This is a genomic window from Streptomyces sp. NBC_01006 (assembly GCF_045162725.1).
In the GTDB taxonomy this organism is placed as follows: domain Bacteria; phylum Actinomycetota; class Actinomycetes; order Streptomycetales; family Streptomycetaceae; genus Streptomyces.
Window position 1 is genome coordinate 2369043 of sequence record NZ_CP108700.1, and the last position, 13999, is coordinate 2383041.

The following is a 13999-nucleotide window of genomic DNA, read 5'->3' on the forward strand; positions in this document are numbered from 1 at the left end:
GCCTGCTAGGTCTGAGGAGCACAGGCTCGCAGCGCAACTTGTAGCATACGGGGGCAGCCGGGCAGGGTCAATGCGCGAAGGCGCACACCCCGGGCGGATCACCGCATAACCGGCACAATTCGTGGGCGGGCGGGCGCTGATGGCCCTTACCTGCCTTGTTACGACTCTTTCCGACTCTTTCCGCAGACTACGACGACGGGCCCCATGAACCAAGAGGACTACGCCCCCGAAGAAGCGTACGAAGCCGATGGCCCCGGCCACGGCGGCGGCGAGGACGCCGGCGACGACGCGGAGGCCACCCGGCGTGACGCCGGCGACGCGGAGAGCAGCCGGGCCAGCCGGAGCTGGTGGGACCGCAACGCCGACGAGTACCAGATGGAGCACGGGGCCTTCCTCGGCGACGACCGCTTCGTCTGGGGGCCGGAGGGCCTCGACGAGGCGGATGCCGCGCTGCTCGGCCCCGCCGACTCCCTGAAGGACAAGGACGTCCTGGAGATCGGCGCCGGCGCCGCCCAGTGCTCGCGCTGGCTGGCCGCCCAGGGCGCCCGCCCCGTCGCCCTCGACCTCTCCCACCGCCAGCTCCAGCACGCGCTGCGCATCGGCGACGACGTCCCCCTGGTCGAGGCCGACGCCGGCCGGCTCCCCTTCCGCGACGGCTCCTTCGACCTGGCCTGTTCCGCGTACGGAGCCGTCCCCTTCGTCGCCGACCCCGTGGCCGTCATGCGCGAGGTCCACCGCGTGCTGCGCCCCGGCGGCCGCTGGGTCTTCTCCGTCACCCACCCCATCCGCTGGGCCTTCCCGGACGAGCCCGGCCCGGAGGGGCTGTCGATCGCCGCCTCCTACTTCGACCGGACCCCGTACGTCGAGCAGGACGAGCAGGGCCGCGCCGTCTACGTGGAGCACCACCGCACCCTCGGCGACCGGGTCCGGGACGTGGTGGCGGGCGGGTTCCGCCTGATCGACCTCGTGGAGCCGGAGTGGCCCGCGTGGAACGCCCAGGAGTGGGGCGGGTGGTCCCCGCTGCGCGGCAACCTGATCCCCGGCACCGCGATCTTCGTCTGCGAGCGCCCCTGACGTGATCCGTACCGCCGACCTCGACGCCCTTCCCGTACGGGAGGCCCTGCCCGCGCTGGTGTCCGCGCTGGACGCCCACGGCACGGCGGTGCTCTGCGCGCCGCCGGGCACCGGCAAGACCACGCTGGTGCCGCTGGTGCTGGCGGGGCTGGTGGGGGGCGGACCTCGCCGCAGGGTGATCGTCGCCGAGCCCCGGCGGATCGCGGCCCGGGCGGCGGCGCGGCGGATGGCCTGGCTGCTGGGCGAGCAGGTCGGCGGCTCGGTGGGCTTCACGGTGCGCGGCGAGCGGGTGGCGGGACCGGGCACGGTGGTCGAGGTCGTGACCACCGGCGTTCTGCTCCAGCGGCTCCAGCGGGACCAGGAGCTCGCCGCGGTCGACGTGGTGATCCTGGACGAGTGCCACGAGCGGCACCTCGACGCCGACACGGTCGCCGCTTTCCTCCTGGACGTACGGGAAACCCTGCGCCCGGAGCTTCGGCTCGTGGCGGCGTCGGCGACGACCGACGCGGCCGGCTGGGCCCGGCTGCTGGGGCACGCGCCGGTGGTGGAGGCCGCGGGGGTCTCGTACCCGGTGGAGACGGTCTGGGCCCCGCCGGCCCGTCCGGTGCGGCCCCCGCACGGCATGCGGGTGGACCCGGCGCAGCTGGCGCACGTGGCCTCGGTGGTGCGGCGGGCGCTGGCGGAACGCTCCGGCGACGTGCTGTGCTTCCTGCCCGGCGTCGGGGAGATCGCCCGGGTCGCGGGGCAGCTGGGTGGGGTGGCGGCCGAGGTGCTCCAGCTCCACGGGCGCGCCCCGGCGGAGGTGCAGGACGCGGCGCTGTCCGCCCGGCCGCACCGCCGGGTGATCCTGTCCACCGCGGTGGCGGAGTCCAGCCTGACCGTGCCGGGCGTACGGGTGGTCGTGGATTCCGGACTGGCCCGCGAACCCCGGGTGGACCACGCACGGGGGCTGGGCGCGCTGGCGACCGTACGGGCGTCCCGCGCGGCCGGGCGCCAGCGGGCGGGCCGGGCCGGGCGCGAGGCGCCGGGGGCGGTGTACCGCTGCTGGTCGGAGGCGGAGGACGGCCGCCTCCCGGCGTTCCCCTCCCCCGAGATCCGGATCGCGGACCTGGCGCAGTTCGCACTCCAGGCTGCGTGCTGGGGCGATCCGGACGCGTCCGGGCTGGCGCTGCTGGATCCGCCGCCGGCCGGGGCGATGGCCGCGGCGCGTGAGGTGCTGGTCGCGGTGGGCGCGGTGGACCCGGCGGGCGCGGTCACCGCGCGCGGGCAGCGGATGGCCCGGCTCGGGCTGCACCCGCGCATGGCCCGCGCCCTGCTGGACGGCTCCGCCGCGCTGGGACCCCGCCGGGCGGCGGAGATCGTCGCCCTGCTGAGCGAGGAGCCGCCGCGGGAGTACGGGGACGACCTCGCCGCCGCCCGGCGCCGGGCCCGCGCCGGCGGCGACGGCTACGCGGCACGCTGGCGGGCGGAGGCCAAGCGGCTGGAACGCGCCGCCGCTGCGGGGAACCCTGCGGGGCCGTCTCTCACCGGAGCGGGGGAACGCTCCCTCTCCGACGACGCGGCCGCCGGGCTCGTCGGGGCCCTCGCGTTCCCCGAGCGCGTCGCCAAGGCCAAGGGCCAGGGGGCCTTCCTCATGGCCAACGGCACGGGAGCCGAGCTCGCCGACGGGTCGGCGCTGCGCAGCGCGCCGTGGGTGGCCGTCGCGGTCGCCGACCGGGGGCCGCATTCCGCCTCCGCCAGGGTCCGGCTGGCCGCCGCCATCGACGAGGACACCGCCCGCGACGCGGCCGCACACCTGCTGACCTCCGGGGACGAGGTGCGCTGGGAGGACGGCGACCTCGTCGCCCGCTCCGTGGAACGGCTCGGCGCGATCGAGCTCGCCGCGCGGCCGCTGCGGAACCCCGATCCGGACCTCGTCCGGGCCGCCCTCCTCGACGGCCTGCGCAGTGACGGGCTCGGCCTGCTGCGCTGGTCCCCGGACGCGCAGATGCTCCGGGCCCGGCTCGGCTTCCTGCACCGCACGCTCGGCGGCGGCTGGCCCGACGTACAGGACGACGACGCCCTGCTGGACCGCGCCGACGACTGGCTGGAGCCCGAGCTGTCCCGGGCCCGCCGCCGCGCCGATCTCGGGCGGATCGACGCCGGGCAGGCGCTGAACCGGCTGCTGCCGTGGGCCACCGGCGAGGCCGCCCGCCTCGACGAGCTGGCCCCGGAGCGGATCGAGGTGCCGAGCGGCTCCCGGATCCGGGTGGACTACTCCGCCGAGCACGGGCACGGGCAGCCGGTCCTCGCCGTGAAGCTGCAGGAGCTGTTCGGGCTGGCCGAGACCCCGAAGGTGGCCGGGGTGCCCGTACTCGTACACCTGCTGTCCCCGGCCGGACGGCCCGCCGCCGTGACCGCCGACCTGGCCTCCTTCTGGCAGGGCGGCTACCGCGCCGTGCGCGCCGAGCTCCGCGGCCGCTACCCCAAGCACCCCTGGCCGGAGGATCCGGCGACCGCCGAGCCCACCCGGCACACCAACGCCCGGCTCAGGCGACAGCCGTGAGCCTCGTGGTGAGCCCCTCCCCGTCCTCCGCCTCGCCGCGGCGGCCGCGGGCCTCCAGCCACAGCGCCAGCCCGAGCAGGACGAGGGCGCCGGCCGCCAGGCCGATCGGGGCGTACGTGTGCAGGGCGAGCACCTTCGTACGGTTCGACTTGACCAGGTCGACGGTGTACGCGGCGTAGTCCTCGCGCATCTTCACGTGCCCGGCGAAGACGGTGAGCCTGCCGTCGGGCGCGCCGGCCGCGATGCCGCCGCGCATCTCCTGCTCGATGACCTGCTCGGCGTTGACGGGCGCCCCGGTCACGGGGTCGACCCAGAACATCGCCTTGGCCTGGTACCAGAGGCTGGTGCCGGTGCTCTGCTCGAATGTCTTCGGGTCGATGCCCTCGATCGGCATCTTCTTCGGCAGGGCGACCTTGGTCCACGGCAGGGTCTGCTCGTAGTAGTAGACGTCCATCCCGCGGTACGTGCGCGGGCCGACGTAGTGGATGGGCGAGGCGGTGCGGGTCTGCGCGTCGAAGTAGAGGTAGTCGCGCGGCTCGGTGAAGAACGGCCACTTGAACTCGATGCCCTCGCGTTTGACCGGGTCGCCGTCGACCATCTCGCCGGTGGCGTGCACCGGGTCCTGGCTGTGGGCGTCGAAGATGTAGCGCTCGGGGATCTGGGAGACCATCTTCCCGTCCGGGCCCATGATGTACGTGAGGGTGTCCCAGACGACGACGTCCTTGCCGGCGCTCGCCTCGATCTCCTTCGACGCCTCGACGTTGCCCTTCAGGGTCTGGACGATGGTGACCTTGTCGACCTTCTTGGGCTGCATGCCGGCGGTGTAGTCGAGGAGGGTCGCGTCCTTCGCCTCCAGGACCATCTCCTGGTACTGGCTCGGCGGGATCTTGGCGAGCCTGGGGTACGCGTACCAGCGCAGCAGCGGTGCGAGGGCGGCGAGGAACACGGCGAAGGCGAGCAGGACGAGGCTGGCGGTACGTCTCAAGGCCGGGCCTCCTCTACTGTCCGGGCGCGCTGGGCGCGGTGGTGAGCAGGGGCTTGGGCGAGGTCTTGCCTTCGGGCGCCCCGAACGCCGTGATGGCGAACACGAGGGCCAGCGCGGCGGCAAGCCCGATGGCGGCGGCGACGAGTGCACGCATGCCGGGGCCTCCGGAATCTGATGGAACGTCAGGGCGGAGCCCGCACCGTAGCAACGCGGGGCGCAGATGAGAACCGTCTGGGCCCCGGATCGCAGGGCACCATTGGTCCGAATTACCTATGGTCAGGCGTGTTGTGACGTAACGTCACGTCTTCCGGGACCCCAAGGGTCAAGCTCCTCCTGGCATCTCAGTGGAGTTCCCCCGGAGTCGAGGAGCACGCAGATGAGTACCGAGAAGACGACGGGGGCGCGGCCGGATCCGCGCACCCGTCGCACCCGATGGATGGCCGGCGGCGCGGTCGCCTCGCTCGCGCTGCTCCTGGCGGCCGGGCTGACCGTACCGAACGCGCTGGCGGCCCAGGACGCGGGCGGGCGGGTGAGCGCGTACGGCCCCGCCGGCGGCGGAGAGTGCGGGAAGGACCCCCGTACCGGCAAGGAGCGGGCGGACTGCCGGAAGGACCCGCGGCAGGACCCGCGGGGCGGCCCGAAGGGTCCCCCCGGCCCCAGCGGCCCGCCCGGCGAACCCGGCGACCCCGGCCCGCCCGGCCTTCCGGGACCCAGTGGCCCGCCAGGACAACCGGGTGCGGTCGGCCCCAGCGGTCCGCCCGGCCCCACGATCGACGTCGGCGCGAGCATCCAGAGCAACAGCAATCAGACCATCCCGGACGACACCATCACGCGGATCCAGTTCAATAGCGCCGTCTACAACACCGGCATGACGTTCGACGCGATGAACTCGGCCCTGGTGGTCAACACAGCGGGGCGCTACCTGGTCACGGGACAGATCCTCCTGGGGTACACCCCTAATCCGACGGGGACTCGGGCCCTGACACTCGACGTCAACGACGTCGGACGCGCGCTCGACGAGCAGGACACTGCGGACCTCCCGGGCACCGGACACGCCTCGCAGTCCGCGTCCGCGATCCTGCAGTTGGCCGTGGGCGACCGAATCTCGCTCAGCGTCCGCCAAACCACCGGCAACCCAGCCACCTCACGGGTCGAGTTCGGAGCCCTGAGCACGGCCGTGGCTCCGCGACTCACGGCGGAGTTGCTCGTCCCGGCGCCGTAACCGGCGCCGACCGCCCACGCCCGACGGCCCGACGGTTCTCCGTCGGGCCGCTGGGCCGCTGGGTGAGCACCCTGGCTACGGAGCCTTGGTCCCGGTGGGGGACGGGGACGCGGAAGGGGAAGCGGACGGGGACGCCTTGCGCGTGGCCGTGGGGCTCGGGGTGGGCGTCGGGGTCGGCCGCGCGCTCGCCGTCGGCGTGGGAGTCGGCGTGGGCGTGGGCGTCGGCGTCGGGCTCGGCGTCGGTGTGGGCTTCGGAGTCGGAGTCGGGGTGGGCTTCGGGTCCGGGGTGGGCTTCGGGTCCGGGGTGGGCGTCGGCGTCGGCGTGGGCACCGGGGTCGGCGTCGGGCTCGGGGACGGCTTCGGGGTCGGCGTCGGCTTGGGCGTCGGCTTCGGCGACGCCGGGGGCTGGTCCGCGCCCGCGTTCGGGACCTCGTGCGTGCCCTGGAGGTAGTACGTGAACCAGGACTTCACCGTGCGCAGGTACTCCGCGGACTGGTTGTACGAGAGCACCGCGCGGTCCAGATCGGCGGGTACGCGCAGGTCGCGGGTGCCCGCGCAGAGGTAGCGGCCGGCCGCCAGGGCGGCGTCGTACACGTTGTTCGGGTTGCGGCGGCCGTCGCCGTCCGCGTCCTGGCCCCAGGCCGCCCAGGTGGACGGGATGAACTGCATCGGGCCGACCGCCCGGTCGTGGGAGGCGTCCCCGTCGTACTGCCCGCCGTCCGTGTCCCGGATGTTCGCGAAGCCGTTGCCGTCGAGTACGGGGCCCAGGATCGGCCGCAGCGTGGTGCCGGCGCTGTCCACGCGGCCGCCGCGGGCCTGCCCGGACTCGACCTTGCCGATCGCCGCGAGGAGTTGCCAGCGCAGTCCGCAGCCGGGGTCGCTCTCCCCCACCCTCTTCTCCGCCAGCCGGTACGCCGCCAGGACCGTCGCCGGGATTCCCTGTGCGCCCTCCCCGCCGCCCATGGCCACGGGTTCGTTGTGCGGCGCCACCGCCTCGGTGACCGGCTGGGACGGCTGCGCGACCGGGACCTGCTGCGGCGGCTCGGCGGCCAGGGGCGGGAGTTCGGTGAGGTAGTCGGAGTCCCCGCCGGAATCGGAGGGCCGAGGCGGCTGTACGGGCGGGGCGTTCTCGGTGTCCGCCGCGGATATTCGCTCCTCAGCGGGGCCTTGGGATGCCGTGAGCGCCGCTGCGACGAGTGCGCAGACCACGACCGCGGCCCCTCCCCTGCGCAGCCTGCTTCCGATCCGAGCCGACATGAGCCGGGTCCCCTCCCCCTCGACGTCGGCGTGACCTTACGTCAACTCCCTTCATCCTGCACCGATCGATGCCCGGAATTCACCACTTCCCCACCTGCCGGGCAGCTCGCGCATACTGACCCGGACCGTTCGGGGCGCATTGGCCCGAAGTAAGGAAGAGATGTCATGCCGTTCACCCTCAGCCATGCCGCCGCCGTCCTGCCGGCCGTCCGCCGGACGGGCCGCGCCCGCGGACCGCTGGTCGCGTCGGCGCTCGTCCTCGGGTCGTTCGCGCCCGACACGTTCTACTTCGCGGACGCCGTCGTCCCGGGCGTCTGGCCGTACGGCGCGTTCGCGCACTCGCTGCCCGGGGTGTTCACCGCGGACGCCGTGCTGACGGCCGCGCTCACGGCCTGCTGGCTCCTGCTGCGCGAACCGCTGATCGCGCTCCTGCCGCTCCGCCGCCAGGGCCGGATACACGCCTTCGTACGCGGCGATGACTGGCGGGGCGGCGGCCGCGGGCGGCCCGCGCTCGCGCTCTGGTTCTACCTCTCGGCGGCCGCCGGCTCGCTCACGCACGTGGTCTGGGACAGCTTCACGCATCCGCACCGGTGGGGGACGGACGCGCTGCCCGTGCTCGGCGAGCCGTTCGCGAACGGGCTCCCCCTCTATACGTACGTGCAGTACGGGACTTCGGCGGTCGCCGCCTGCGCCCTGCTCTGGTTCACGGTGACCGCCGTGCGCCGCCTGCCCGACCGCGCCACCCCCGCAGCCGTGCCGGTGCTCGGCCGGGCTGAACTGCTGGGCGCGGTCGCGCTGGTCGCGGTGTGCGTGGCCGTCGGGGTGACGATGCGCGTGCTGCGCTTCTTCACGTTCTTCGACCGGATCCGCACCCCGCTCGACATCATCCCGACCGTCTGCTTCGGCGCGGGCGGCGGGCTCGCCGTGGGCCTGCTGCTGTACGGGGTCCTCGTACGGCTCCTCCCCCATCGGCGCGAGCCGTCCCGTACGGACGAGGACGCGCGGACGCCCGTCCCCACCGCATAGCGGCCTGCGGGGACGGGCGTCCGGCGAACGTGCTCTCAGTACCTCAGTGCCTCAGTGCGCCGCCGACTCCCAGTCGGCGCCGACGCCCACCGACACGTCCAGCGGGGCGCGGAGCTCCACGGCGGCGCCCATTTCGCGGCGCACCAGCTCCTCCACCTTCTTCCGCTCGCCCGGGGCGATCTCCAGCACGATTTCGTCGTGGACCTGGAGCAGCATCCGCGACTTCAGGCCGGCCTCGGTGATCGCCTTGTCCACGCGCAGCATGGCGACCTTGACGATGTCGGCCGCGGTGCCCTGGATCGGGGCGTTCAGCGCCATCCGCTCGGCGGCCTCACGGCGCTGGCGGTTGTCGCTGTTGAGGTCGGGCAGGTAGCGGCGGCGGCCGAAGACCGTTGCCGTGTACCCGGTGGCCCGGGCCTCCTCGACCACGCGGCCCAGGTAGTCCCGCACGCCGCCGAACCGCTCGAAGAACGTCTCCATCAGGCCGCGCGCCTCGGCCGGCTCGATGTTCAGCTGCTGGGCCAGACCGAAGGCGGAGAGCCCGTACGCGAGCCCGTACGACATCGCCTTGATCTTGCGCCGCATCTCGGCGTCGACCTCGGAGCGCTCCACTCCGAACACCTGGGAGGCGACGGTGGTGTGCAGGTCCTCGCCGGACAGGAACGCCTCGATCAGGCCCTCGTCCTCGGAGAGGTGCGCCATGACGCGCAGCTCGATCTGGCTGTAGTCGGCGGTCATGAGGGATTCGAAGCCCTCGCCGACGACGAAGCCGCGGCGGATGGCCCGGCCCTCGTCGGTGCGCACCGGCACGTTCTGCAGGTTGGGGTCGGTGGAGGACAGGCGTCCGGTCGCGGCGACGGTCTGGCTGAAGCTGGTGTGCACCCGGCCGTCGGCGGCGATCGTCTTGACGAGGCCCTCGACGGTGACGCGCAGCTTGGCCTGCTCCCGGTGGCGCAGCATGATCACCGGCAGTTCGTGGTCGGTCTGCGTGGCCAGCCAGGCCAGCGCGTCCGCGTCCGTGGTGTAGCCGGTCTTGGTCTTCTTCGTCTTCGGCAGGTCCAGCTCGCCGAAGAACACCTCCTGGAGCTGCTTGGGCGAGCCGAGGTTGAACTCGTGCCCGACCGCCGCGTGCGCCTCCTTCACCGCCTGCTGCACGGCTCCGGCGAACTGCTGCTCCATGGCCTCCAGGTGGTCGCGGTCGGCGGCGATGCCCGCCCGCTCCATCCGGGCCAGCAGCTCCGAGGTGGGCAGCTCCATGTCGTGGAGCAGCTCGGCGGCGCCGACCTCGGCGAGCTTGCCGGTGAAGGCCTCGCCGAGGTCGAGGACGGCGCGGGCCTGCGCCATCAGCGCCTCCGCCTCGGCGGTCTCGTCGGCGCCGAAGGCGAGCTGGCCGTCGGCCGCGGCGGGCTGGAGCTCGCGGTGCAGGTATTCGTTGGACAGCACGTCCAGCGCGAAGGAGCGGCGGCCCGGCTTGACCAGGTACGCGGCGAGCGCGGTGTCCATGGTGACGCCGGCCAGGCTCCAGCCGTGCTCGGGGAAGACCCGCATCAGGCCCTTGGCGTTGTGCACCACCTTGGGGCGCGCCGGGTCGGCGGCCCAGGCCGCGAAGGCCTGCTCGTCGGCCTCGTCCAGCGCGGACGGCTCGAACCAGGCGGCGGCCCCGCCGGCCGCGGCCAGCGCGATCTCGCTGACATTGCCCTGGCCCAGCGCCCAGCTGTCCACGGTGGAGATGCCGAGCGGCTCGCCCCCGCGGGCCGCCAGCCACGGCGCCAGCTCACCCGCGCCCAGCACGCTCGCGTCCAGCTCCACACCGGCGGCCGGAGCCGGGGCCGGCTCCTCGGCGGCGCCCGGGTCCACCGCCAGCAGCCGCTCGCGCAGCGAGGCGTTGCGGATCTCCAGAACGTCCAGCACGCCCGTGACGGCGGAGCGGTCGTACGGCAGGCGGGCCAGATCGCCCGCGGCCTTGGGCAGCTCGACGTCCTTGACCATCTCGGTCAGGATCCGGTTGAGCTTCACGGCCTCCAGGTGGTCCCGGAAGTTCTGCCCGGCCTTGCCCTTGACCTCCTCGGCGCGCTCGACCAGCTCCGCGAACGACCCGAACTGGGTGATCCACTTGGCGGCGGTCTTCTCGCCGACGCCCGGAATGCCGGGCAGGTTGTCCGACGGGTCGCCGCGCAGCGCCGCGAAGTCCGGGTACTGCTGCGGGGTCAGACCGTACTTCTCCTCCACCTTCTCCGGGGTGAACCGGGTCAGCTCGGAGACGCCCTTGGTCGGGTACAGCACGGTGGTGTGCTCGGAGACGAGCTGGAAGGAGTCCCGGTCGCCCGTGACGATCAGGACCTCGAAGCCGAGGGCCTCCGCCTGCGTCGCCAGCGTGGCGATCACGTCGTCGGCCTCGAAGCCGTCGACCGCGAACCGCGGCACCTTCATCGCGTCCAGGAGCTCGCCGATCAGCTCGACCTGCCCCTTGAACTCGTCGGGGGTCTTGGAGCGGTTCGCCTTGTACTCGGGGAACTCCGTCGAGCGCCACGTCTTGCGCGAGACGTCGAACGCCACCGCGAAGTGCGTGGGCGCCTCGTCGCGCAGCGTGTTCGCCAGCATCGACGCGAAGCCGTAGATGGCGTTCGTCGGCTGCCCGGTCGCCGTCGTGAAGTTCTCCGCGGGCAGCGCGAAGAACGCCCGGTACGCCAGGGAGTGCCCGTCCATGAGCATCAGGCGGGGGCGGTCCGCTGCGGTCGTCTGGTCGGTCTTCTTCGATGCGTTCTCTGCCACGCCCCCGATCCTAGGCGGCCCCGCTGACAATTCCGGCGTCGGAGATGTCCGCAGGGCGTGACAGGATCGGACGTCTACGCGAATACCCACAGCGGCCGACGCCGCGATGCTCGACTGCTCAAAGGGGAGCGACATGGCCGCCAAGCCGCCCGCAGGTGATCCCGTACAGCACGCGCCGCAGGTGGCGCCCCCCAAGCGTGCCGCCGCCGGCCTGCCCGCGATCGGGCACACCCTGCGGATCGCGCAGCAGCAGATGGGCGTCGCCCGTACCGCGCGCACCCTGCTCAAGGTCAACCAGAAGGACGGCTTCGACTGCCCGGGCTGCGCCTGGCCCGAGGGAGACAAGCGGCACACCGCCGAGTTCTGCGAGAACGGCGCCAAGGCCGTCGCCGAGGAGGCCACGCTGCGCCGGGTCACCCCGGAGTTCTTCGCCGAGCACTCCCTGGCCGACCTCGCCGGCCGCTCCGGGTACTGGCTGGGCCAGCAGGGCCGCATCACCGAGCCGATGTACCTGCCCGAAGGTGCCGACCGGTACCAGGCCGTCCCCTGGGAGCGGGCCTTCGAGATCATCGCCGAGGAGCTGACCGCCCTCGGCTCCCCCGACGAGGCCCTCTTCTACACCTCGGGCCGCACCAGCAACGAGGCCGCGTTCCTCTTCCAGCTCTTCGCCCGCGAGTTCGGCACCAACAACCTGCCCGACTGCTCCAACATGTGCCACGAGTCCTCGGGCTCCGCGCTGAACGAGACCATCGGCATCGGCAAGGGCAGCGTCAACCTCGAAGACCTCCACCAGGCCGACCTGATCATCGTCGCCGGACAGAACCCGGGCACCAACCACCCGCGCATGCTCTCCGCCCTGGAGAAGGCCAAGTCCGCCGGCGCGAGGATCATCTCGGTGAACCCGCTGCCCGAGGCCGGCCTGGAGCGTTTCAAGAACCCCCAGACCCCGATCGGCATGTTCAAGGGCACCGCCCTCAACGACCTCTTCCTCCAGATCCGCATCGGCGGCGACCAGGCCCTCTTCCGCCTCCTCAACAAGCTCGTCATCGAGACCGAGGGCGCCACCGACGAGGCCTTCATCCGCGAGCACACCCACGGCTACGAGGAGCTCGCGGCCGCCGCCGGGGAAGCCGACTGGGCCGAGACCCTCACCGCCACCGGCCTCACCCGCCCCGAGATCGAGCGGGCGCTGGCCATGGTCCTGGCCTCGAAGCGCACCATCATCTGCTGGGCCATGGGCCTCACCCAGCACAAGCACTCCGTCGCCACCATCCGCGAGGTCGTCAACCTGCTCCTGCTGCGCGGCAACATCGGCCGCCCCGGCGCCGGCGTCTGCCCCGTCCGCGGCCACTCCAACGTCCAGGGCGACCGCACCATGGGGATCTTCGAACGGCCCGCGCCCGCCTTCCTCGACTCACTCGACAAGGAATTCGGCATCACCTCGCCGCGCGGCCACGGCTACGACGTCGTCCGCTCCATCGAGGCCCTGCGCGACGGCAAGGCCAAGGTCCTCTTCGCCATGGGCGGCAACTTCGTCGGCGCCACCCCCGACACCGACGTCACCGAGGCCGCGATCCGCCGCGCCTCCCTGACCGTCCACGTCTCCACCAAGCTCAACCGCTCCCACGCGGTCACCGGCCGGCGCGCCCTGATCCTGCCCACCCTCGGCCGTACCGACAAGGACGTCCAGGCGAGCGGCAGGCAGTTCGTCACCGTCGAGGACTCCATGGGCATGGTCCACGCCTCCCGCGGCAACCTCCCCCCGGCCTCCCCGCACCTGCTCTCCGAGCCGGCCATCGTGGCCCGCATGGCCCGCGCCGTCCTCGGCGCCGCCTCCGCCACCCCGTGGGAGGAGTTCGAGCGCGACTACGCGGCCGTCCGCGACCGGATCTCCCGGGTGATCCCCGGCTTCGAGGACTTCAACGCCCGCGCGGCCCGCCCCGAGGGCTTCCGCCTCCCGCACGCCCCGCGCGACGAGCGCCGCTTCCCCACCAAGACCGGCAAGGCGAACTTCACCGCCGCCCCCGTCGAGTACCCGAAGATCCCCGAGGGCCGGCTCCTGCTGCAGACCCTGCGCAGCCACGACCAGTACAACACCACCATCTACGGCCTCGACGACCGCTACCGCGGGATCACCGGCGGCCGCCGCGTCGTCATGGTCAACCCCGAGGACGCGGCGGAGCTGGGGCTCGCGGACGGCTCGTACCAGGACCTGGTCAGCGAGTGGAAGGACGGCGTCGAGCGGCGCGCCCCCGGCTTCCGCGTCGTGCACTACCCGACCGCCCGCGGCTGCGCGGCCGCGTACTACCCCGAGACCAACGTGCTGGTCCCGCTCGACTCCACCGCGGACACCAGCAACACCCCCGCGAGCAAGTCCGTCGTCGTGCGCTTCGAACCGGCCTGATAGAACGACCTCAGGACAAGACGGTTAACGAGCGTTGACACACGAACGGAGCCTGCCCATGGGCGAGCAGCACGCTGTGAAGTTCCCGCAGGAGGTACTCGACGAGTACACGGCCCTGGGCATCGACCTGCCCGCGCTGTTCTCGGCGGGCGATCTCGGCGAGCGGATGGACATCCGCATCCTCGAAGCCTCGGCCGAGCGGGTCGTCGGCACCATGCCGGTCAAGGGCAACACCCAGCCGTACGGGCTGCTGCACGGCGGCGCCTCGGCCGTACTCGCCGAGACCCTCGGCTCGGTCGGCGCCATGATGCACGGCGGCATCACCAAGATCGCCGTCGGCGTGGACCTGAACTGCACCCACCACCGCGGCGCGCGCTCCGGCCTGGTCACCGGCGTCGCCAGCCCCGTACACCGCGGCCGCTCCACCGCCACGTACGAGATCGTCATCAGCGACGAGCAGGACCGTCGGGTGTGCACCGCCCGCCTGACCTGCCTGCTGCGCGACGCGGACCCCGCCGCCGGGGCCTGACCCGCCCGCGACGAGCCCCCGCAGGCCCGGATCCCGCCCCTCCGAGGGGCCGGACCCGGGCCTGCGGCGCGTACGGGCCAGGCCCGAGGGCGCTTACGAGCCGGGCCCCGGCCCGTACCGACCCGGCAACCGCCCGGAACCCGCCAGTCCGCGCCCGGCCCCGCAACGACTGTTGTGTCACCGAA

The 13999-nt window shown here is 73.2% G+C and carries 10 protein-coding genes; 6 read left to right on the forward strand and 4 right to left on the reverse strand.

Features of this window, described 5'->3' with window-relative positions:
- Window positions 1-204 precede the first annotated feature (204 nt).
- Together OG509_RS10720 and hrpB are read left to right on the forward strand one after the other, a co-directional pair.
- A complete protein-coding gene (locus tag OG509_RS10720) occupies window positions 205-1074 on the forward strand; it encodes a class I SAM-dependent methyltransferase (RefSeq protein ID WP_406182005.1) in 870 nt (289 codons plus the stop codon).
- Between the two features lies 1 nt (window position 1075).
- Window positions 1076-3619 (forward strand): ATP-dependent helicase HrpB, encoded by a 2544-nt coding sequence (gene hrpB / locus OG509_RS10725; RefSeq protein ID WP_406182007.1) that lies wholly within the window; start codon window positions 1076-1078, stop codon window positions 3617-3619.
- On the opposite strand, the gene OG509_RS10730 is transcribed toward hrpB, so the two are convergent.
- Window positions 3603-4604, reverse strand: a complete 1002-nt coding sequence (locus OG509_RS10730; protein ID WP_406182009.1) for a DUF3068 domain-containing protein — start codon at window positions 4602-4604, stop codon at window positions 3603-3605. The two genes, hrpB and OG509_RS10730, sit on opposite strands and share 17 nt — an antisense overlap.
- Before the next feature lie 13 nt (window positions 4605-4617).
- Window positions 4618-4758, reverse strand: coding sequence for an SPW_0924 family protein (locus OG509_RS10735; RefSeq protein ID WP_406182011.1), 141 nt, complete (start codon window positions 4756-4758; stop codon window positions 4618-4620).
- 222 nt (window positions 4759-4980) lie between these two features.
- Here OG509_RS10735 and OG509_RS10740 point away from each other — a divergent pair, with 222 nt between their 5' ends.
- Entirely contained in the window at window positions 4981-5826 is an 846-nt protein-coding gene (locus tag OG509_RS10740) for a C1q-like domain-containing protein (protein WP_406182013.1), read from the forward strand.
- Between the two features lie 75 nt (window positions 5827-5901).
- Here the strand turns inward: OG509_RS10740 and OG509_RS10745 are convergent, their stop codons facing one another.
- On the reverse strand, window positions 5902-7083 hold the full coding sequence (locus tag OG509_RS10745) for a lytic transglycosylase domain-containing protein (RefSeq protein ID WP_406182015.1): 1182 nt from the start codon (window positions 7081-7083) through the stop codon (window positions 5902-5904).
- A 165-nt stretch (window positions 7084-7248) separates the two neighbouring features.
- Between OG509_RS10745 and OG509_RS10750 the strand changes: the two genes are divergently transcribed.
- Window positions 7249-8109, forward strand: a complete 861-nt coding sequence (locus tag OG509_RS10750; protein WP_406182016.1) for a DUF4184 family protein — start codon at window positions 7249-7251, stop codon at window positions 8107-8109.
- Between the two features lie 51 nt (window positions 8110-8160).
- Here OG509_RS10750 and polA read toward each other — a convergent pair whose 3' ends face one another.
- Window positions 8161-10881, reverse strand: coding sequence for a DNA polymerase I (gene polA, locus OG509_RS10755; RefSeq protein ID WP_406182019.1), 2721 nt, complete (start codon window positions 10879-10881; stop codon window positions 8161-8163).
- A gap of 133 nt (window positions 10882-11014) precedes the next feature.
- Between polA and OG509_RS10760 the strand changes: the two genes are divergently transcribed.
- Both OG509_RS10760 and OG509_RS10765 read left to right on the forward strand, forming a co-directional pair.
- On the forward strand, window positions 11015-13285 hold the full coding sequence (locus OG509_RS10760; protein ID WP_406182021.1) for an FdhF/YdeP family oxidoreductase: 2271 nt from the start codon (window positions 11015-11017) through the stop codon (window positions 13283-13285).
- Between the two features lie 58 nt (window positions 13286-13343).
- A complete protein-coding gene (locus OG509_RS10765) occupies window positions 13344-13814 on the forward strand; it encodes a hotdog fold thioesterase (RefSeq protein ID WP_403734582.1) in 471 nt (156 codons plus the stop codon).
- Window positions 13815-13999: the final 185 nt, after the last annotated feature.

Coding starts and splice junctions, on each gene's coding strand:
- OG509_RS10720 (WP_406182005.1), top strand. CDS start 205: ATGAACCAAGAGGACTACGCCCCCGAAGAAGCGTACGAAGCCGATGGC.
- OG509_RS10735 (WP_406182011.1), bottom strand. CDS start 4,758: ATGCGTGCACTCGTCGCCGCCGCCATCGGGCTTGCCGCCGCGCTGGCC.
- OG509_RS10740 (WP_406182013.1), top strand. CDS start 4,981: ATGAGTACCGAGAAGACGACGGGGGCGCGGCCGGATCCGCGCACCCGT.
- OG509_RS10745 (WP_406182015.1), bottom strand. CDS start 7,083: ATGTCGGCTCGGATCGGAAGCAGGCTGCGCAGGGGAGGGGCCGCGGTC.
- OG509_RS10750 (WP_406182016.1), top strand. CDS start 7,249: ATGCCGTTCACCCTCAGCCATGCCGCCGCCGTCCTGCCGGCCGTCCGC.
- OG509_RS10760 (WP_406182021.1), top strand. CDS start 11,015: ATGGCCGCCAAGCCGCCCGCAGGTGATCCCGTACAGCACGCGCCGCAG.
- OG509_RS10765 (WP_403734582.1), top strand. CDS start 13,344: ATGGGCGAGCAGCACGCTGTGAAGTTCCCGCAGGAGGTACTCGACGAG.